23 protein-coding genes are annotated in these 19,766 nt (G+C 63.5%); 12 read left to right on the top strand and 11 right to left on the bottom strand.

Features of this window, described 5'->3' with window-relative positions:
* Positions 1-44: 44 nt before the first annotated feature.
* Positions 45-263, top strand: a complete 219-nt coding sequence (locus I2H36_RS10470) for a hypothetical protein (protein WP_196263827.1) — start codon at positions 45-47, stop codon at positions 261-263.
* Here I2H36_RS10470 and I2H36_RS10475 read toward each other — a convergent pair whose 3' ends face one another.
* Positions 264-1,775 carry an MDR family MFS transporter gene (locus tag I2H36_RS10475; RefSeq protein WP_196263828.1) on the bottom strand — a complete coding sequence of 504 codons (1,512 nt, stop codon included), beginning with the start codon at positions 1,773-1,775 and terminating at the stop codon, positions 264-266. It abuts the gene before it with no gap.
* 189 nt (positions 1,776-1,964) lie between these two features.
* Between I2H36_RS10475 and I2H36_RS10480 the strand changes: the two genes are divergently transcribed.
* Complete coding sequence (locus I2H36_RS10480; protein WP_196263829.1) at positions 1,965-3,155, top strand: winged helix-turn-helix domain-containing protein; 1,191 nt, start codon at positions 1,965-1,967, stop codon at positions 3,153-3,155.
* A 44-nt stretch (positions 3,156-3,199) separates the two neighbouring features.
* On the opposite strand, the gene I2H36_RS10485 is transcribed toward I2H36_RS10480, so the two are convergent.
* Positions 3,200-3,940, bottom strand: coding sequence for a spondin domain-containing protein (locus tag I2H36_RS10485; RefSeq protein ID WP_196263830.1), 741 nt, complete (start codon positions 3,938-3,940; stop codon positions 3,200-3,202).
* Positions 3,941-4,155: 215 nt separating this feature from the next.
* Between I2H36_RS10485 and I2H36_RS10490 the strand changes: the two genes are divergently transcribed.
* From I2H36_RS10490 to I2H36_RS10510, 5 genes are all read left to right on the top strand, one after another.
* Positions 4,156-4,701: a sigma-70 family RNA polymerase sigma factor gene (locus tag I2H36_RS10490; RefSeq protein WP_343234432.1), complete on the top strand. Its 546-nt coding sequence runs from the start codon at positions 4,156-4,158 to the stop codon at positions 4,699-4,701.
* Positions 4,698-5,339, top strand: a complete 642-nt coding sequence (locus tag I2H36_RS10495) for an NrsF family protein (RefSeq protein ID WP_196263832.1) — start codon at positions 4,698-4,700, stop codon at positions 5,337-5,339. Before I2H36_RS10490 ends, I2H36_RS10495 begins: the two co-directional genes overlap by 4 nt.
* Before the next feature lie 44 nt (positions 5,340-5,383).
* Positions 5,384-6,136 (top strand): phosphatase PAP2 family protein, encoded by a 753-nt coding sequence (locus I2H36_RS10500; protein WP_196263833.1) that lies wholly within the window; start codon positions 5,384-5,386, stop codon positions 6,134-6,136.
* Entirely contained in the window at positions 6,133-6,684 is a 552-nt protein-coding gene (locus I2H36_RS10505; RefSeq protein ID WP_196263834.1) for a regulatory protein RecX, read from the top strand. Before I2H36_RS10500 ends, I2H36_RS10505 begins: the two co-directional genes overlap by 4 nt.
* A gap of 87 nt (positions 6,685-6,771) precedes the next feature.
* Positions 6,772-7,350, top strand: a complete 579-nt coding sequence (locus tag I2H36_RS10510) for a DUF2239 family protein (RefSeq protein WP_196263835.1) — start codon at positions 6,772-6,774, stop codon at positions 7,348-7,350.
* A 9-nt stretch (positions 7,351-7,359) separates the two neighbouring features.
* Here the strand turns inward: I2H36_RS10510 and I2H36_RS10515 are convergent, their stop codons facing one another.
* The 5 genes from I2H36_RS10515 to I2H36_RS10535 form a co-directional block, all read right to left on the bottom strand.
* On the bottom strand, positions 7,360-7,905 hold the full coding sequence (locus I2H36_RS10515) for a GNAT family N-acetyltransferase (protein WP_196263836.1): 546 nt from the start codon (positions 7,903-7,905) through the stop codon (positions 7,360-7,362).
* Positions 7,906-7,927: 22 nt separating this feature from the next.
* Positions 7,928-8,179 carry a TackOD1 domain-containing metal-binding protein gene (locus tag I2H36_RS10520; protein WP_196263837.1) on the bottom strand — a complete coding sequence of 84 codons (252 nt, stop codon included), beginning with the start codon at positions 8,177-8,179 and terminating at the stop codon, positions 7,928-7,930.
* 9 nt (positions 8,180-8,188) lie between these two features.
* Positions 8,189-9,238, bottom strand: coding sequence for an HlyD family secretion protein (locus I2H36_RS10525; protein ID WP_196263838.1), 1,050 nt, complete (start codon positions 9,236-9,238; stop codon positions 8,189-8,191).
* A 10-nt stretch (positions 9,239-9,248) separates the two neighbouring features.
* A complete protein-coding gene (locus tag I2H36_RS10530; RefSeq protein WP_196263839.1) occupies positions 9,249-10,490 on the bottom strand; it encodes a glycosyltransferase family 2 protein in 1,242 nt (413 codons plus the stop codon).
* Positions 10,491-10,699: 209 nt separating this feature from the next.
* The gene (locus I2H36_RS10535) at positions 10,700-11,344 is read right to left on the bottom strand and encodes a DUF1345 domain-containing protein (RefSeq protein WP_196263840.1); all 645 of its coding nucleotides are present in this window, start codon (positions 11,342-11,344) and stop codon (positions 10,700-10,702) included.
* A 92-nt stretch (positions 11,345-11,436) separates the two neighbouring features.
* Between I2H36_RS10535 and I2H36_RS10540 the strand changes: the two genes are divergently transcribed.
* Positions 11,437-11,859: an OsmC family protein gene (locus I2H36_RS10540; RefSeq protein ID WP_196263841.1), complete on the top strand. Its 423-nt coding sequence runs from the start codon at positions 11,437-11,439 to the stop codon at positions 11,857-11,859.
* A 222-nt stretch (positions 11,860-12,081) separates the two neighbouring features.
* Here the strand turns inward: I2H36_RS10540 and I2H36_RS10545 are convergent, their stop codons facing one another.
* Genes I2H36_RS10545 through I2H36_RS10555 form a run of 3 tightly spaced genes read right to left on the bottom strand, consistent with a single transcriptional unit; the run spans position 12,082 to position 14,956 of the window.
* Positions 12,082-13,065 carry a TRAP transporter substrate-binding protein gene (locus I2H36_RS10545; RefSeq protein ID WP_196263842.1) on the bottom strand — a complete coding sequence of 328 codons (984 nt, stop codon included), beginning with the start codon at positions 13,063-13,065 and terminating at the stop codon, positions 12,082-12,084.
* A gap of 31 nt (positions 13,066-13,096) precedes the next feature.
* Complete coding sequence (locus tag I2H36_RS10550) at positions 13,097-14,404, bottom strand: TRAP transporter large permease (RefSeq protein ID WP_196263843.1); 1,308 nt, start codon at positions 14,402-14,404, stop codon at positions 13,097-13,099.
* A 6-nt stretch (positions 14,405-14,410) separates the two neighbouring features.
* The gene (locus I2H36_RS10555; RefSeq protein WP_196263844.1) at positions 14,411-14,956 is read right to left on the bottom strand and encodes a TRAP transporter small permease; all 546 of its coding nucleotides are present in this window, start codon (positions 14,954-14,956) and stop codon (positions 14,411-14,413) included.
* 204 nt (positions 14,957-15,160) lie between these two features.
* Between I2H36_RS10555 and I2H36_RS10560 the strand changes: the two genes are divergently transcribed.
* Positions 15,161-15,742, top strand: a complete 582-nt coding sequence (locus I2H36_RS10560; RefSeq protein WP_196263845.1) for a PRC-barrel domain-containing protein — start codon at positions 15,161-15,163, stop codon at positions 15,740-15,742.
* A gap of 53 nt (positions 15,743-15,795) precedes the next feature.
* Here I2H36_RS10560 and I2H36_RS10565 read toward each other — a convergent pair whose 3' ends face one another.
* Positions 15,796-16,167 (bottom strand): ComEA family DNA-binding protein, encoded by a 372-nt coding sequence (locus I2H36_RS10565; protein WP_196263846.1) that lies wholly within the window; start codon positions 16,165-16,167, stop codon positions 15,796-15,798.
* 253 nt (positions 16,168-16,420) lie between these two features.
* On the opposite strand from I2H36_RS10565, the gene I2H36_RS10570 reads away from it, so the two are divergent.
* From I2H36_RS10570 to I2H36_RS10580, 3 genes are all read left to right on the top strand, one after another.
* Entirely contained in the window at positions 16,421-17,635 is a 1,215-nt protein-coding gene (locus I2H36_RS10570; protein WP_196263847.1) for a putative DNA modification/repair radical SAM protein, read from the top strand.
* Between the two features lie 127 nt (positions 17,636-17,762).
* Entirely contained in the window at positions 17,763-19,202 is a 1,440-nt protein-coding gene (locus I2H36_RS10575; RefSeq protein ID WP_196263848.1) for a UdgX family uracil-DNA binding protein, read from the top strand.
* 132 nt (positions 19,203-19,334) lie between these two features.
* Positions 19,335-19,631: a DUF4242 domain-containing protein gene (locus I2H36_RS10580; protein ID WP_196263849.1), complete on the top strand. Its 297-nt coding sequence runs from the start codon at positions 19,335-19,337 to the stop codon at positions 19,629-19,631.
* Positions 19,632-19,766 lie beyond the last annotated feature (135 nt).

Consider the following 19,766-nt stretch of genomic DNA (forward strand, 5'->3'; position numbering starts at 1 on the left):
TCAAGGATCATTAATCCGGGCCACAGCTCCACCAAGGATGGACGATGCCGATCCCTACCCATACCTACCGAATCACGAATGACACCAAGGTGATCCGGGTCCAGAGCACGACCCCTGGCACGGAGACGCCAGGATCGCAGACCACGCCGCCAGGCGCGGCGGAGACGGAGGGGGCGTTCGGCGTCCTCGGGATGATGATCTCGGGGCTGATCATCATCTTCGCCATCGTGCTGCTCTACCTGCGTTCGCGAAACCGCCGCTGATCAATCGGCGATTGCGGCTTCTGCGGCCTTGGCGGCGCTGCCGCGCAAGGGCCGCTCCTCCAGGGCAAGCAGGAAGGCGAGTGCCAGCCCGAAGCCCACCATGGCGGCCAGGAACACATAGCTGAACACATCGGAGAGATTGACCCCGCTCTTAGCCGCGACGTCGCCAAGGGCTTCGAAGCTCGCAGCCCCCGTCACCCCTGAGCCGCTGAGCACGATGGCCCCGAAGATCGCCACGATGAAGGCGCCACCAAGCGAGCGGAAGAAATTGGCCGTGCCCGTGGCGGTTCCCATTTGGTGCGGCGCTACGGCGTTCTGGGTTGTCACCATAGTGACGGGCAGGAGCGTGCCCAGCCCGATGCTGATGATGCCGAGCAGGATCTCGACCAGCAAGACCGATAGGGCCTCGCCGTAAAGAACGAGAACGCCCGTGGCGGCCATGGCCACCAGGAGGCCAATCGTAGGCAGCCGCTTGTAATGCTTGACCTTCGCCATCGTGCGCCCGGAGAGCGTGGCACCGACGACTGTGCCGGCCATGAGGGGAATAAGGGCCAGCCCCGACAGACTCGCCGAGAGGCCCCGCACGGCCTCGAAATAGACCGGCAGGTAGATGGTCAGTCCGATATAGGTGCCCATGCCGAAGCAGGCCGCAAGCACGCTCATCCGCACCACGGGATTGTGCAGCACTCCGGAGGGAATCAGGGGCTCGGGAGCCATGCGCATGCGCAATGCGAAAAGGCCCCAGAGAAGGAGGGAGCCGGCGAAGAGCCCGAGGACCGGGAACGAGTTCCAGGGGAAGCGGATGCCGCCCCAACTCAGGGCCAGAAGCAACGCGACCGTGGCCGAGACCAGAAGGATTGCGCCGAGCAGGTCGAGCCGATGCGGGCGCTCGAACCGGGGTAGCTTTCTGAGGCTTCGGAACGCGATGATGAAGGCCACAAAGCCCAAGGGCAGGTTGATCCAGAAGATCGCCGACCAGTGCAGGTGATCGGCGAAGAAGCCTCCCAGAATGGGCCCCAGCAGACTCGAGGTCATGAAGACGCTGGCGAAATAGACCTGATAGCGCCCCCGCTCCTTCGGCGGCACGATGTCGGCGATGATGGTCTGCGCCACGGCGATCAGCCCGCCGCCGCCGATGCCCTGCAGGCCACGGGCCAGGATGAGGAAGAGCATGCTAGGCGCCAACGCGCAGGCAATGGAGCCGATGATGAAGACGACGATGCCGATCAGCATGATGGTGCGCCGGCCGTAAGAGTCGCTGAGCTTGCCGTAGAGCGGCGTCACGGCCGTTGAGGTCAGGAGATAGACCGTCACGATCCAGGACAGGTGCTCCAGGTCGCCGAGTTCGCGGCCGATGGTCGGCAGGGCCGTTGCGATGATGGTCTGGTCGAGCGCCGCCAGGAACATGGCCAGCATGACACCCATGATGATGGTACGAATTTCAGCCTGGCTCAGAGCCTTGCTCGGGCCGCCGTGAATCTGTGCAGGGGTTGATTGGTCCATCGTGTCCATCGTGTTCCGGCAGGCTCATCTAGGGGACAAGCCGGGGCTGTGTCGAACCCCTACCTGCAGGGCTGGTATGCGTTCCGGCTCAAGACTGGGCTAAGTGGCAGCTCCATCCACAAGTTCCGACTTTTCGCTGACGGATTTCGGAGTCCTGCCTCTGGCAGGGAACGATCATGTTCCTCTATTGTTCGCGCCATGCCGTCCCGCACCCATATTACCCTCGCCCAGGCCCGGCGGATCGCGCTGGCCGCCCAGGGTTTTCACGAGGGCCGTCCAGCCGGCGTCACCAGGCGCCATATGAGCCGCGCGCTGCAGCGCGCGCACGTGCTCCAGATCGATTCGGTCAACGTGCTGGTGCGCGCCCATTACATGCCGCTGTTTTCGCGGCTCGGCGCCTATGATCGAGGCCTGCTCGAAACGATGGGCTACCACCCTAAGAAGCGCGAAACCTTCGAGTATTGGGGCCATGAGGCCTCGCTGATCCGGCTCGACCTGCAGCCGCTGTTCCGTTGGCGCATGGAGCGCGCCGCACGGGGCGAGGGCACCTATGGCGGCCTTGCCCGGTTCGGGCGCGAGAAGCGCACCTTCATCGAGGAGGTCCGCCGCGAGATCGAAACGCGCGGGCCGATCGGTGCGGGCGAGCTTTCGATCGGCGGCAAGGGCCAGGGCTCCTGGTGGGGCTGGAGCGACGGCAAGCGGGCGCTCGAGTGGCTGTTCTGGGCCGGCCGAGTCACCACCGCGACGCGGCGCGGCTTCGAGCGGGTCTACGACCTGCCTGAGCGGGTGCTCCCCTCTGACATCCTGAATGTGCCGACACCCTCGGCCGAGGAGGCGCAGCGGGAGCTCCTGCGGCTATCCATCCGGGCGCTCGGCATCGCCTCGGAACGCTGCCTGCGCGACTATTTCCGCCTGGAGCCAAAGGATGCCAAGGCGCGCATCCCCGAACTGGTGGAAGCCGGCGACCTCATCCCCGTCACCGTGGAAGGCTGGGGCCTAGTCTATCTCGACCCGCAGGCCAAAATTCCGCGCCGGATCGAAGCGCGGGCGCTCGTGTCGCCCTTCGACCCCATCGTCTGGGAGCGCACGCGCACGGAGCGGCTGTTCGACTTCCACTATCGCATCGAGATCTACACCCCGGCCGAGAAGCGGGAATTCGGCTATTACTGCCTGCCCTTCGTGCTGGGAGAAAAAATCGTTGCCCGCGTCGACCTCAAGGCCGACCGCGCCGCGGGCAATCTCATCGTCCACTCCGTCCACCCGGAAGCGTCTGTTCCGGCGGAGGAAATCGCCCCCGCCCTGGGGGACGAGCTGCGCCTCATGGCCGAGTGGCTCAATCTCGGCTCCATCACCGCGCCGAAGGCGTGGCGGAAGCGGCTTGAGGTGTAGGACCAATCAGGCCCCTTGCCGAAGCAAGGGGCCAAGATCGTGCGTCAGCGTTTCATCATGCCGTCGCTGTTCACGGAACCGGTTGCCTCCATGCCGGTGACCGGCGTGACGGTGATGCGGGCCACGGGCTTGGACGGATCGAACTTCCAGTCCGCCGGCGCATCGGCATCGCCCCGGATGCCTGTATGCATTTGGACCTTGCCGTTTTCCGGATCGCGGTCGGTGCCCATCATGGCGATCAGCGCCGACTTGCGCTCGTTGTTCTTCTCTGTGCCGGCGTCATAGGCCATTGCCTCGATGCGGCGTGGTGACGACAGTTCGTAGGCGTTCAGGCCGTTGATTCCCGTGAAGCCGTCATTGGTCATGACGAGCATGGCTGCGCCGGACACCATCGGAAACTCGCGGGTGACCTCCAGTTCCACCACGCGGCTCTGGCCGGGCAGGATCGAGGTTGCGGATCCGACGGCGCCGAACTCCTCGCCAATGTTCTTCGTCACCACGGCCGAGAGCAACGGTCCCGCATTGCCTTCCTCGGCAATGCGCATCAGGCCGAAAGAAGCCTCCTCACCTACTTTGAACAGCGGTGGAGCCTTGGAATTATGGCTGACGAAGACCGGCGGCGACAGGGTCTGGCTGGTTGTCAGATTCTCGATGGTGAGGCGGATGCGCTTGCCTTCGCCCTTAGCATTCATGGAATCCGATGTGGGCCGCGACTGTGCGAAAGCAGCCGATGTGGAAACGAGGCCGAGGGCGAGAGCGGCCACGAGAGTATAGGAGCGATACATGCTGAGATCCTTTGTCCTTAAGGTGAAGGTCCAGCCCCGCGTTGTTTTGGATCTTTTCGCCGTCCGAAGCCCTGCCCCGAACCGCCGTCCAACACCTTATTCGCCCCGTATTCGCTGACGTTACTTCATTCACATTCTTGTGAAGTGAAATGTTATAGATATCGGGACCGTAACAATCGGACCGTCCGCCGCGAATGAGCCGGAAAGGGGATCGTGTGACGGAACACGAAGAAGCCTGGGCGAGCGCCATGCGGTCGGCAAACCGCGGCGACGCAGATGCTTATGCGCGCCTGCTGAGCGATGTCGCGCGCGTGCTTCGTCGTGTCATCGCCTCCGATTCCGTCCGGTTGAATTTGGGCAGCAGCGACGTGGAGGATGTCTTGCAGGATGCCTTGCTGGCGATCCATCTGAAGCGGCACACCTGGGACGAGGCCCGGCCCATCGTGCCCTGGCTGCGGGCGATCGCCCATTACAAGGTTCTCGATCACGCCCGCAGGAGCAGGCGCCGGGTCACTGTTCCTGTGGAGAGCGTGGCCGAGATCATCCCGACGCCACAGCCGGAGCCTGGTCTTCCGGCGTCGACAGGACGATTTCTTGAGATGCTCCCTCGCCGGCAGCGGGAGGTTGTGGAGGCGCTGGCGCTTGATGGTGCCAGTATCCGCGAGGCCGCCCAGCGGCTTAAGATGAGCGAGGGAGCCGTGCGCGTTGCCTTGCATCGAGGTCTTGCGGCCCTGGCCGCAAAATTTGGAGGATCGGAGTGAAGACGGACCATCTCATTCACGCCCTTACCAAGGACCTGCCGGACGGACCTCAGACCGAAGGCCGGCTGTCGGCGGCACGGCTCGTGGCGGCGCTCCTGTTGTCCGGCCTGTTTGTGACTGCGATGATTCTTTTCTTCCTCGCTCCAAGTCCTCATCTCGCCCATGGCCCCAATCTCACCACTGCCGTGACTTTGATGGCGGCTCTGGCCCTCACGATCTGCGCGTTCCGCCTGTCACTTCTGATGCAGCGGCCCGACGCCCGGATCAGGTTAGGCATCCTTGCATGGCCTATTCTGTTGCTCTTGGTGGGGGTCGCTATCGAATTGACGCTGCACCCCGCATCGACCTGGACAGGACGCCTGATCGGCGAGAATCCCTTGGGCTGCTTCCTGCTGGTTTCGGGTCTGTCCGTCCCGATTCTGATCGCGGCTCTCGGAGTGCTGAGGCAGGGTGCCCCGGTGGAGCCCGGCCTTCAGGGTGCCATGGCAGGGCTGCTCTCCGGCGGCGTCACCTCCATGCTGTACGTGCTGCACTGCCCAGAACCCTCTCTTCTTTACATTGCGGCATGGCACGTGCCGGCGGTTCTGGTGGTAAGTTTCATTGGCGCAAAACTGGGAGGTCGCTGGCTGCGCTGGTAGCTGACCCTCGTCAGACGCCTCAAACTTTCCTATTTCATGAGGCCATGAAGACGTTTCTCACCTCTGCCACACGCCTGTTGTCCCGCCTGCGGCTCAACGAGATTGGCCCGCTACTGTCGCTCTCCGCCTGTGGTTTCTTTGCCTGGGCCTTCATCGAACTCGCCGGCGAGGTGCAGGAGGGGGATACTCATGCGCTCGACAGCCGGCTTCTGCTGGCCCTGCGCGATCCGCAGAATCCAGCCAATCCCCTCGGTCCCTCCTGGCTCGAGGAATCTGCCAGGGACATCACAGGGCTCGGCGGCTACGCCATCCTGACCATCATCACCCTGGCCACATGGGTCTATCTGATGATGACCCGACGGCATGGCGCGGCGCTTCTCGTGATCGTCGCGATCGTCGGCGGCACGTTGATCTCCACCGGCCTCAAGATGGGCTTCGAGCGGCCCCGGCCGGACCTGGTGCCTCATGCCACCCGGATTTACACTGCAAGCTTCCCCAGCGGCCATGCCATGATGTCGGCTATCACCTACCTGACGCTCGGCGCCCTGCTTGCTCGTGTGGAGAAGAGTCGGCGCGCCAGCGCCTTCATCATGGGGCTTGCCATCATCATGACCGTGCTGGTCGGCGTGAGCCGCGTCTATCTCGGCGTCCACTGGCCAAGCGACGTGGTCGCGGGCTGGTCGGTGGGCGCGGCCTGGGCGGCCCTGTGCTGGTTCGTGGCTATCCAGCTGCAGCGGCGCGGGCAGGTGGAGAAGCCGGGCGAAACCTCGCGCTCATCCGACGACAAGCCGGAATGACGGACGAGACCGGAAAGCCCGTCCGCAAGCCGCCGCGCAAGGTGACGGAGGCCTACCTGCAGCGGGCGGCCATGTCCTATCTCGAACGCTATGCCTCCTCGGCCGAGAACCTGCGCCGGGTGCTGCGGCGCAAGGTCGACAAGCGCTGCCGCCTGCGCGGCGAGAATCCGGCGGAGTTTCACGACATGATCGACGAGGTGGTGGCAAAAAGCCTGAAGATCGGCCTCATCGACGACACCCGCTATGCGGAGGCACGCGTCGCATCCTTACGCCGCCGGGGCGGCTCGGCCAGGGCCATTCAGGCGAAGCTCTCCGCCAAGGGGGTCGACCGCAGCACCATCGCGGCGGCACTTGAGGGAGAAGACGGCGACGAGGAGCAGGCGGCCCGCGCCTTCGCTCGCCGGCGCAAGCTCGGACCCTTTCGCCCCGGCGAGCGGGTGCCCTACCGCGACAAGGATCTTGCCGCCATGGCCCGTGCCGGTTTTCGCTTCGACGTGGCGCGGACCATCATCGAAGGCGAGCGGGACGAGGAGCAGGACAGGCTTTAGCATCCATCCAATTTTGTCCGGGTATAATTGACATCATGATTTAACCCGGATAAAAACCTGCCATGCTTGTTACTGCAGGGGATGATCATGGCTCACGACAACCAAACATATACGGCCTTCGCGGGGTCTCACCGGGTCGCCATGGGCGATCTCGCAACCGTTGCGACAAAGGCCAAAGCCTTCCTCGACCAAGGCGAGTCAGCATCCATCCTGATCCTCGACGACGAGACCTGCCGTGTCGTCGAGGTCGATTTCCGTGGAACGGCTGACGATGTGGTGCAGCGGCTGGAGCTGGCCGCAACCAAGCCGGAGCCGCGAGGCCCAGGCCGACCCAAGCTCGGTGTGGTGGCCCGCGAGGTCACGCTGCTCCCGCGGCACTGGGAATGGCTCAACGCGCAACCGGGCGGTGCCTCCGTGGCCCTGCGCAAGCTGGTCGAGGAGGCGCGGCGCAGCAACGAGTCCAAAGACCGCGTGCGGCAGGCCCAGGAGACGCTCTACCGTTTTATGTCGACGCTCGCCGGCGACGAGGCGGGGTTCGAGGAAGCGTCGCGCGCGCTCTTTGCCGGAGACCGAAAGCTGTTCATGGCTCTGACCCGGCTATGGCCCAAGGATATTCGCGACCATGCCGAGCGACTGGCCATCTCCGCCTTCACACCTGAGTCGTGAGGCCGCGCACTAGCGCACGAACATGATCGTCGGCTTGTCCTTGTAGGTGGTGCGGCAGAGCTCGCGGTAGCCGCATTTCCCCGCAACACGGATCGACGGCTCGTTATCGGGGGCGATGATGCAGGCCGTGCGCCGGGATCCGAAATGCGCGTCGCCCCACGCGATGGCGGCGCGGGCGGCTTCCGTCGCATAGCCTTTGCCATGGGCATGAGGCGCAAGCGCCCAGCCAATCTCCGGCATATGGTCGATGGAGGGCTCGATCTCGCGCCGGAAGTCCGCGAATCCGACCTCTCCGAGGAAGCGCCCCGTCTCCTTCTCGACGATGACCCAGTAGCCGAACCCAAGAGCCGCCCAATGCCCGACATTGCGCAACAGCCGTCCCCACACCTCTTCGCGAGTCGAAGGCCTGCCGCCAATGAAGCGCGTTACCTCCGGGTCGGTCCATAAAGCGAGATAGTCGTTGAAGTCATCGACGCGATGGCCGCGCAAGGCAAGGCGCTCCGTTTCGATGATGGGAACGGCGATGGAAATGGGAGATGATGGGGCAGAAGGCATCGGTTTCGTCTTGCGGTTCGAATCACATGTCTTGAACGATGCCATCAGGCATGACGAACTCTGTTCCGCATAGTGTGCAGCGGGCGCCGACCCCGACAATTTCTGCATAGGCATCATGGTCGTGCAGGGCGCGGAGGCATTTCGGGCAGCGGTATCCCTCCCCGTCTTCGAAATCGTAATCCGGTCCCACATAGGCACAGATCAGGTGGTGGACGATGTCGTGAGTCTCGGCCTCCTCGGCCTGGCAGACCGGACATGAGACATGGCGCTTCATCAACACCTCTCAACCGAGATCGAAGGAGCGGATAAACGCCTCCGCGATCCAGCTCGCGAGATCCGTGTAATACATGTAGACTCTGACCGTCGAATTGAGGGCAGGGACGGCCACATCGGGATCGAGGCGGATGCGCGCGACCTGACCGCGTTGCGGTTCCCGCAGGATCGAGTTCCGACGCCCCTCGAACGTCTCGGAGATCGGCAGGATCTCACTCACGGTTCCCAGAACCCTCGTGCGGCCGATGCCGACCACGACCCTGTAGCCCGGCTGCGGGTCGGCAAGCCGGAAATCCGGAATGTACCAATCGATATGAACATCCCTGTCCTGGAAGATCTCCGCGATCGATGAACCCGCCAGAATGGTCTCGCCTGCCCGGGCCGGCTGCGCAGCAACGATGCCGGTCACGGGCGAGAACACGCGGCCGCCGTCGAACTCCCGTCCGGTGCGCTCCAGCTGGCTCTCGATCAGCTCCCGAGTCTCGGCCAGGCGCAGAAGCTGGGTGGAGGCCTCTTCGGCCGCAGCTTCGAGTTCCACCACGTTCTGCACGGCTTCCGCACGCTCGCGATAAACCGTAGTGCGGTAGGCGAGGCTGGCGCTGTTCGCGTTGCCCTCAAGCCGGCGCAGACTCTCATCGGCGATGCGCAGGCGCGAGCGGGCGGAACCGAGGGAATCGCGGGCAAGGCGCGCCTTGACGCGCAGCTCCGCCTCGCGGCTCGTTACATCGGCCAGCGCCCGGGTGAGGTTCGACAGGGTTTCACTGACCTGAGGGGAGCGGATGAGGGCAATCAGCTGGCCCGCCTGAACCTTGGCGCCGGGTGTCACATCCATTCTATGCACCTGGACGATGTAGGGCAGCGAGACGATCTCTCGGGGCGCCGAGACGATGCCGGGACCGCTCAGGAACACGAGGGGCATGCTGAAGCGCAACACGAAAAAGCTGAGCACGCCGATCACCCCCACGGCATAGATCAGGCGCACGAGGCGCCCCGTCGCCGAGCGGCGGCTCTCGACGGGATCGGGCACGTTGGGATCGAGGCGACGGAGTTGGATGTTCATGCATGATCCTTCAGGCACGTTGACCGGTCACGGCTCGCCGGACGCGAGGCGGAACGTAGTCGTCGTGGTGCGAGGCGGAGAACAGGATCTCGCACGAGAACGCCACAAAACGCGCCACCTTCATCACGACGCCCTGATAGAGCGGGAAGATCAGGGCGGCGGCGAGGCTGAAGAGCGTGGGGGAGCGGACGAACAGGAGGCTGGCGAGCGCAATGTTGAACAACGCGATGCCGAGCAGGAACAGATAGACGGCCGTGAGAAAAAGCAGGGTCTGCGGTCCGAAAAGCAGCGTGCAATAGACGAGGTAGAACGGAAACGAGAGAGTCGGCACGAGGTCGAAGACGATAAAGTCGAGACGCTGCAGCGTGTCTGCCAGCCGCTCGGGCTTGAAGATTTCCATCTCACGGTATTCGATGAGCCTGATGCGTAAGGAATCCCTGTCCCAGCGCTGTCGCTGGCGAATGAGGCTAGCGGGATTGTCGGGCACCGCCGTTTCACCCCAGGCTTCCGGTACGAAGCGTACGCGGTAGCCGTAGCGGCGCAGGCGCAGGGTCATCTCGAGATCCTCGCCTGGACCTGGATCGAGACCGCCGCGCTCGAGAAAGATATCGCGCCGGTACATGGAGCACGCGCCCGAGCAGCAGGAGATCGCGTTGATCATATTGAGAAAGGATTTTCCGGCGCTGATCGACATCAGGTACTCGATTGCCTGAAGGGCCGTGGTGAGCGAAGCATCCTCGTTGCTGACGCCGAGATTGCAGCAGGCCGCCGCTACGCGCGGGTCGCGGAAAGCGGCAGTGAGTCGCGCCAGCGTCGTGGGTGTGAAAACGGTGTCGGGATCCATGGCCAGGATCAGATCGCCGCGGGCGTAGCGGGCGCCCTCGTTCACCGCCGGGCTCCTCCCGCAGCGGGTTCCGTGATGGATCACCATACGGACGACGCCGGCGGCGCGCGCTTCTTCCGCAATTGCGAGCGTCCCGTCAGTGGAACCATCGTCCACCACGATGATCTCCAGGGGCTTCAGCGTCTGCTCGTGTAGTGACCGAAGGGAATGAAGAAGACCCTCACCGCCGTTGAAGGCCGGCAGGATGATGCTGATCGTCAGGCCTCCCGTAGCCTCAACGATCGCAGGTCTTCGCAACCAGCGCAGGGCAACGAGCGAAACGAGGGAAATCGTATAGCGGGGGATGTCGAGGACGAAGACCGCAAGAACCAGCAGAACCCAGTCCGCCTGACCCAATAAGAGAAACATGTCACTCAATACGGAAGCCCGCTTCTCTTCGTGCCGTTTCGGTGATGCCGTGCCATCACCACTCTTCACCCCACATTCCGACAACCACTTCGCTTCGCGGGCTCTGGTTAATTCCAAACGGCCAAGAATTGTTCCGCGATAACATTGCAACTCACAAGAACTGTCCTGTGATCCTCGACAACCAATGGGCGAGTCGAGCTTTCAAATGGCTACAGAAGCCCTGCCCCAACATTCACGGCCAGCGCCAGAACCGTGGTGTTGAAGAGAAAGGATAGGATCGTGTGTGCGAGCGCCAGGCGGCGCATGCGCCGGGAGACGATGGCCACGTCGGAGGTCTGCGCCGCGGCACCGAGGTTGAATGAGAAGTAGAGAAAGTCCCAATAATCGGGTCGGCTTTCATGCGGGAACACCAGACCACGACGCTCGCCGCCATCGCGGTAATATTCGTGAGCGTAATGGATGGCGTAGATGGTGTGCACGAAGAACCAGGAGCAGAGAATGGTGACGGCGGCCATTCCGAGGCTGAAGGCTTGATGCCCGGTCTGGTCGTCATGAATACCGGTCAGCTCGACGGCAATCGCGGCAAGGCTCGCGACCGAAGCACCCAATGTCAGGACGAGGACCACGACGGCACTCTCGTCCTCCTGCTCCGCCCGTTCCTGCATCTTGGCCGTGGAGGAGCGCAAGGCCATCATCCAGGTAAGCCCCAAGTAACATGCAACACCGATGTCCCAGGCGACAAGCAGGCGCGAATTTACCGCCCAGGACGACGGCAGAGCCGCGAAGGCCAGGCAGGCCACGACAGCCGAGCCGAGGAGCCGCGGACGCAGGCGGGCCTTTACGGGGACGATCATCAAAAACTCGCAAACCGGAACGGATGATGGCCTCTGGAGGCCGACGCCTCCTGTCCTAGATCACCACCCTCACGCACAAAGGAGAGATCAGGATGAACCGCAAGGCAAGAGCCGTCTGGCAGGGCACGGGCAAGGAAGGCACCGGCCACCTCACCTCGGATTCCGGCGTTCTGTCGTCGACGCCGTACTCATTCAAAACCCGCTTCGAGAACGAGAAGGGCACGAACCCGGAAGAGCTGATCGCCGCTGCTCATGCGGGTTGCTTCACCATGGCGCTCGCTTTCCAGCTTCAGGGCGCGGGCTTCACACCGACCGAGCTCACCACGGAAGCGGTGGTCTCCCTCGAACAGGAAGGCAGCGGATTTGCGATCAAGAAATCGGCCCTGACGCTGAACGCCAACGTGCCCGGCATCGACCGCGCCAAGTTCGAGGAACTCGCCCGCGCGGCGGAGAAGAACTGCCCGGTTTCGAAGGTGCTCAACGCCGAGATCACGATGGATTTCACGCTGGCGTAAGTCTCACGTAGTCATCACCGGCCTTGTGCCGGTGATCCCGATTGCATGAGGCGTGACGTTCCTCAGAATCGAGATGGCCGGGACAAGCCCGGCCATGACGTGGTGGGTGTCATCCCCGGCGGCCGCAGGCCGGGAAGGGGATCCATGATCACGCTCAGCGCTATGGATTCCCTTCCCCTCCGCTGGCGCTCCGGCCGGGAATGACACGGAGCGTCTTTAGTTCTACGATCCCGCCTTCTTGTAGGCATCGACGATGGCCTGCCCGTCGGGGCCGGCCTTCTTCAGCCAATCCTGCGTCAGCTGCTCACCGACCTTCAGCAGGCCTGCCTTCAGCTCGGGACCTGGAGGCTGCACCTTCATGCCCTTCGCGGTCATCTGCTCCACGTACCATTTCGTCTTCTCCTGCGCGGTTTTCCAGCCGCGCTCCTCGGCCGTCTTGGCGGATTTCAGCACAGCCTCCTGGGTCGGCTTGTCGAGGGCGTCGAAAGCCGCCTTGTTGACGAAGGTGATGTTCTTCGGGATCCAGGCCTGCGTGTCGTAGAAGTGCGTGAGCGATTCCCACACCTTCGAATCGTAGCCTGTCGCGCCCGAGGTCATGAAGGTGTTGACCACGCCGGTGGCGAGCGCCTGCGGCAGGTCGGCGGCCTGCACCGTCACCGGCTGCGCGCCGACGATTTCCGCGATGCGGGCGGTGCCGGGATTGTAGGAGCGCCACTTCACGCCCTTCAGATCCTCGACGGTGTTGATGTCCTTCTTGGCGAAGATGCCCTGCGGCGGCCACGGCACCGCGAACAGCAGCATCAGGCCCTGGCTGGACAGCTTCTTCTCGAGCGCCGGGCGCTGCACGTCCCAGAGTTTCTTCGCCTGGTCGAACGAGGTGGCGAGGAAAGGCACCACGTCGAGGCCGTAGACCGGATCCTCGTTCTCGTGCAGCGACATCAGAACCTCGCCGGCCTGGGCCTGGCCGGTCTGCACCGCGCGCTTGATCTCCGGCGCCTTGAAGAGCGAGGCATTGCCATGGACCGTGATCTGCAGCTTGCCCCCGGTGGCGTCAGCCACGTCCTTGGAGAAGGCGTTCAGGTTCTCGGTGTGGAAGTTGTCCGGCGGATAAGCGGCGGGCAGGTTCCATTTGGTCTGCGCCAGCGCGGGCGCTGCCATCAGCAGCACACCGGCGAGGCTTAAAGAGAAGCGCGTCATGTGTTTCATTATCTGTCTTCCTCTGGTGTTGTGAACGAGCTTAATCCGGAAAGGCCATCTGGGGCAGCAGCATGACGATGCTCGGGAACACCGTGATGATGGCCACCGCCACGACGAGCAGGAAGAAGAACGGCAGCGAGGCGAGCGCCACCGTGTTCGAATCCTTGCCTGACATGGTCTGGAGCACGAAGAGGTTGAAGCCGACCGGCGGCGAGACCTCCGCCATCTCGACCACGAGAATGAGGAAGATGCCGAACCAGATCAGGTCGAAGCCCGCGGTCTTCACCATGGGGATCACCACCGCGGTGGTGAGCACGATCATGGAGATGCCGTCGAGCGCAGTGCCGAGCAGGATATACATGATCGTGAGCGCCGCGATGAGCGCATAAGGAGACAGGTGCAGGCTATCCACCCAGGCGGCGAGCGCCTGCGGAATGCCCGTATAGGCCATCGATGTCGACATGAAGGAGGCACCGGCCAGGATCAGCATGATCATGCAGGTGATCCGCGTCGTGCCCATGACGCTCTTCCAGAACGAGTCCCACGACAGGGAGCCTGACCACCAGGCGATGGCCAGAGAGCCGAGCACGCCCCAGGCGGCACATTCGGTGGCCGTGGCCCAGCCCAGCAGAAGCGTGAGGAAGACCAACGCGATCAGAAGCGCAACCGGGATGAGGTTGGTCGATTCCCGCAGCTTCTCGCGGAAGCTCATGGCCGGTTCGGGCGGCGGCGACTTCGCCGGGTTGAGCAGCGACCACACGGCGATGTAGCCGGAATAGAGCGCCATCACCAGAAGACCCGGCAGGAAACCGGCGAGGAAGATCTGGATGATCGAAACGTTTGCCGCCACCGCATAGACCACCATGGTGATCGAGGGCGGGATGAGAATGCCCAGCGTCCCGGCGCCGGCCAGCGAACCGAGGCTCACCATGTCGTCGTAGCCGCGCTTTTTCAGCTCCGGCAGGGCGATCTTGGCCACCGTCGCGCAGGTGGCGGCCGACGAGCCGGAGACGGAGCCGAAGATGCCGCAGGCCAGCACGTTGACGTGCATCAGCCGGCCGGGGAGCCAGTTGAGCCAGGGGGCAAGGCCGCGGAACATCTCCTCCGACAGCCGCGTGCGGAACAGGATCTCGCCCATCCAGATGAAGAGCGGGAGCGCCGCGAGCGTCCAGGAGGCGGAATTGCCCCAGATCGTAGTGGCGAGCACCGAGCCCGCCGGAATGCCCCCGCCCACGAACTGCATGCCGACCCAGCCGCAGGCCATGAGCGCGATGGCGATCCACACGCCGCCGGCGAGAAGCACCGCCAGCAGCAGGAGCAGCAGGCCGGAAATCTCGATGAGTTCCATGGCGCCTTACACTCCGCTCTGGATTGCGCGCTCCACCACCTCTTCGGCCGTGGTGGCGGGCGGCTTCTCGTAGCGCGGGTCGCCGCCGCGCAGCACGTGGATGAACTCGTCCAGAAAGGCGATGAACAGGATCACGAGGCCGGTGGCATAGCCGATCTGCGGGATCCAGAGCGGGATCGCGAGCACGCCTTGGGCCATGTCGTCGAAGCGCCAGCTGTCGTAGGTGAGCACCACCGCATGCCAGGCGAAGAAGCCGACGAAGCCAAGACCGATCACCAGGGAGAACATCTCGAACCACCAGCGGGTCCGTCCCCGCAGGCGATCCGTCACGAGGCCGACCCGGATCATCTCGCCGGACCGGAAAGTATGGGCCAGCCCCAGGAACGCCATCGCGGCCATGGACCAGGAGGCGAGATCGTCGCCGGCCGGAATGTTGACCCCGATGCCCCGCCCTAGTGAGAGACCCATCATGAGCAGGAAGATGACGATGAGAAACAGGCCTGCGAGGTAACCCGCGAAGAGATAGAGGCCATCGAGGAAGGTGCGGATCATGCGGTCCGTTTCGGGCGTTCGACGGGAAAGCTTAACCGAGTTTAGGGGCATTCACGACGGGAGCAAGCGCTTCCTTGGCCTCGATTGCACAGGCATGAGGCCTATCCTGCGCGCGGATGCCTAATCCTTGGCCAGAACCAACTGCATAACCTCACCGTTGAATCGCGAGACGTACTTCGCGTCTTACAGACCCAGGAGGAATATATGCATTCCAAGCATCTTGCGGTGGCGCTTCTCGGCACGGCTTTGGTTACAATGCCCGCCCTCGCCCAGACGCAGCCCTCTGGTTCATCCGCGAGCCCGAGCGCCTCTTCTTCGTCCATGCCTTCGGGCAACTGGATGACCCAGGAGCAGCCGGGACAATGGCGTGCGTCCAAGCTCGAAGGGCTGGACGTCTATAATAACAACAATGAGAAGATCGGCGACATCAGCGAACTGCTCGTGGATCAGAGCGGCAAGATCCAAGCCGTGGTCATCGGCGTCGGGGGCTTCCTCGGCATGGGCGAGCATGACGTCGCCGTCCCATTCGACCAGATCAAGCTGATGACCGAGCCCCGTGCGGGTGCGACGGCCGCGAATACCACCACGACCGGCACGGCTGGCATGAGCGGCGCCGGTACAACCGGAACGACGGCAGGCAACACTGGAGCGGCCCCGGTCACGACCGGCTCGACGAACCCAACTACGTCGTCGAACACCACGGCCCGCTCGGCCCCTGATCATGCTCTGTTGAACATGACCAAGGATCAGCTGAAGGCCGCGCCTGAGTTCAAGTACAGCCGCTAGGCCGGTGCTTTGAAGAGAAAGGGGCCGATGAAGGCCCCTTTCTTTTTACGGATCTACGATTTCTGGTGCGCGATGATGCGATCCTTGATCGCGTCATAGGCATTCTGCGGGATAATATGCTTATCCACGAGCTCGTTCTTGGCCTTGTAGGGGCGTCCTTTGATGATGGCATCGGCCCGGGCTTCCCCGATCTGGGGCAGCTTATCGAGTTGGTCCTTGGGCGCCGTGTTGATATCGATCAGGGCGCTCGTGGAGGATGTCGTGCCGGGTGCGGCCTTGGCCGCCGGCATCGCCGGAGCCGTGGTGGTCATCGGCGGCTTCGCCGCCGGGGCGGGAGAGGTGGCCGGAGCCGCCGTCTGGGCGAAAGCCGGCGAGGCGAGCAGCGAACCAAGAGCGACTAGCGCTTCAAGATGGGACAGGCGCATCGTAACCTCCTTCGATCGCCGGGCCTGGAATGAACGTCTCCGGCCCGACTTCATGGCAGATTACACGATCAACGCCGTTTGAGCCCTGAACGATCCGTTTTCTTGCATTCAGCTTTTGGGGCAGCGGATCAAGACGGATCCATATTCGCACCAGGCGATATATGACGATGCGACCTCCCGCCCTCCCCTGAAGCCCTCGCCAACACCCTATCTCCATGCTAGAACAAAACACGAACAATTCGGCGAAAGATCCATGGACGAGAAGCTTTCGAAGAAGCTGCGCATCCTTGCGGACGCGGCCAAGTATGACGCCTCCTGCTCCTCCTCTGGGGCGCCCAAGCGCAAGTCGGACCCCGATGGCCTGGGCTCCACGGTGGGAACCGGCATCTGCCACGCCTATACGCCGGACGGGCGCTGCGTGTCGCTGCTCAAGATCCTGCTGACGAACTACTGCCTGTTCAACTGCGCCTATTGCGTGAACCGGCGCTCGTCCAACGTGAAGCGGGCCAAGTTCTCGGTCGACGAGGTGGTGACGCTCACGGTCGAGTTCTACAAGCGCAACTATATCGAGGGCCTGTTCCTGTCCTCCGGCATCATCCGCTCGCCCGACTACACCATGGAGCAGATGATCCTGGTGGCGAAGAAGCTGCGGCGCGACCACGGCTTTCGCGGCTATATCCATCTGAAGACCATCCCCGAGGCGAGCCCGTGGCTCATCGAGGAGGCGGGATTGTGGGCCGACCGCCTGTCGATCAACCTCGAACTGCCGACGGAGCAGAGTCTCGAGCAGCTGGCGCCCGAGAAGGACGGCGCCTCCATCGAGACCGCCATGGCGCAGATGTTCGAGCGCATCGAGGAGGCGCGAGAGGAGCGGCGCCACTTCTCGCCCGCTGGCCAAACCACGCAGATGATCGTCGGCGCCGACGAGACGACGGATACGGATGTCTTGCGCAAATCGGCCACGCTCTACGGGCATTACGCCATGAAACGCGTGTACTATTCCGCCTTCAGCCCGATTCCGGATTCGAGCGCGATCCTGCCGCTTAAATCGCCGCCGCTCATGCGCGAGAACAGGCTCTACCAGGCCGATTGGCTGCTGCGCTATTACGGCTTCGACGTGGACGAGATCGCCTCATCGTCTGAGAAGGGCATGCTCGATCTCGACATCGACCCCAAGCTTGCCTGGGCGCTCAAGAACCGCCACCGCTTCCCCGTCGACGTGAACCGGGCCGATCGCGAGATGCTCCTGCGCGTGCCGGGCCTCGGCGCACGGGCCGTCGACAAGATCGTGGTGGCGCGCAAGCACACGACGCTGCGCCTGGAGGACGTCGCACGCCTCACCTCCGGGCTAAAACGCGCCAAGCCCTTCCTCATCACGGCCGATCATCACCCGAAGGCGAGGCTCGACAAGCTCGACCTGCGCGAGCGGCTGATCGAGAAGCCGGAACAGCTGAGCTTGTTCGTATGAGCAGAAACACAGCGTGTCATCCCCGGCGGTCCGCAGGACCGGCAAGGGGATCCACCCGCACGCACAGCGCTATGGATCCCCTTCCCCTCCGCTGCGCTCCGGCCGGGAATGACACGGGAGACCAGTCATGACCCTCCACCGCATCACCCTCGAGACCGGCGCGGATCTGCACACCTTCCGCAAGGCAGTGCGCTGGCTGATCGCCGAGGAGTTGGCGCCGCAGCATGTGATGTTCGCCATCGACGATGCGCCGGGCCTCTTCGGCGACGAGACAGTCAGTGAAGCGCCGCCGGTCGCGATCCCGAAAGGCGTGTCGCGGCTGATCGAGCAGGTGGTCTGCCACAGCGATCCCGAGCGCTACGCCCTGCTCTACGGGCTCGTCTGGCGCGTGCTGAACGGCGAGCGGGATCTGTTGGAGGTCGCGAGCGATCCGCTGGTGCACCGCATCGACCTAATGGCCCGCTCCGTGCGCCGCGACCTGCACAAGATGCACGCTTTCGTGCGCTTTCGCCGAATGCCAGGAGAGCTTGAACGCTTCGCCGCCTGGTTCGAGCCGGAGCATTTCATTCTTGAGGCGGCAGCGCCCTTCTTCGTCGACCGCTTCCGCTCGATGGACTGGACCATTCTCACACCCATTGGCTCCGCAAGATGGGACCGGCATGAGCTGACCTTCGGCCCACCCGCCTCCCGCGAGGATGCACCCGACGAGGACAGCTTCGAGGAGGGCTGGCGCGGCTATTACGAGAGCGTGTTCAACCCGGCGCGAGTGAACCCTACCGCCATGCGGGCGGAGATGCCCAAAAAATACTGGCGCAACATGCCGGAGACCGCCGCCATCCCCGGACTGATCCAAACCGCCGCCCAGCGCGTTGAACGGATGATCGAACAGGAGGCGACGATGCCCGCCAAACGCACGCCCGAACGCGCGATTCAAGCCATGTGGGATCAGGAACCGAAGACCCTGGAAGAGCTCAATGCCATCATCGCGAAGGCAGGCCCGCTGGTGCCCGGCGCCACGCAGGCAGTGTTCGGCGAAGGCCCGCATCATGCCGAGATCGTCTTCGTCGGCGAGCAGCCGGGCGACCAGGAGGACCTGCAAGGGCGGCCCTTCGTCGGCCCGGCCGGCAAGCTCCTGACCAAGGCCATGAGAGAGGCCGGGATCGAGCGCGAACAGGCCTATCTCACCAATGCGGTCAAGCACTTCAAGTTCGAGCAGCGCGGCCACCGGCGCATCCACTCGAAGCCCACCGCCGGCGAGGTGAAACACTACCGGCCCTGGCTGATGAAGGAACTGGAGCTGATGCGGCCCAAGCTCGTGGTGGCTTTGGGCGCCACGGCCGTTCTCGCGCTCTCCGGCAAGGCGACGCCGATCACGCGCTCGCGCGGACGCGCGACCTTCGGCCCTTACCAGGGCTACATCACCGTGCATCCGAGTTACCTGCTGCGCCTGCCGGACGAGGCGACGAAGCGCGAGGCTTACCAGGCGTTTCTCAGCGACCTGCACCGCATTCACGATCTGGCTCAAGCCAATCTGGAGACGGGCGAGCTGCCGCTTGCGGCGGAGTAGGTGCGGCATCGCACAGGAGCAAACCGCTCCCCCGTTTGAGGCATTGCCAGCTCGCCAGGATGAGCAGACCTTGACCGACGCCGGAGCTGATTTGGCCCGGCGAAGGAGGCGCCGGGCCACCGGCGACAGGCCATGCCAGAATTCGTGATCGAGCGGAACATGACGGGTGTCGGCAATTCATCTGCCGCAGACATGCAGCAGGCCTCACAGAACTCATGCAATGTCCTGCGTGAACTCGGGCCCGAAATCCAATGGGTTCACAGCTATGTCACCGACGACAAGATCTACTGCGTCTACCGGGCACCGGATGAAGGCATGATCCGCGAACATGCCCAGAAGGCTGGGCTTCCGGCGAACAGCATTGCGAAGGTGAGAAGAGTCATCGACCCGACGACGGCCGAGATGGACGGTACATCCATGTACCCATGACGGTCACGCTGTGATGCTGCGAGGGCCTGGAGCATCGGACCCAAAAGTGGATTTGCACTTTTGGGATCCATCCGATGCTCAACATTTTAAACAGCGCATCTTTCGAAGCGGAAAACCGGGACCACTTTTCGCTGA

Source organism: Microvirga terrestris (assembly GCF_015694425.1).
Lineage (GTDB): Bacteria > Pseudomonadota > Alphaproteobacteria > Rhizobiales > Beijerinckiaceae > Microvirga > Microvirga terrestris.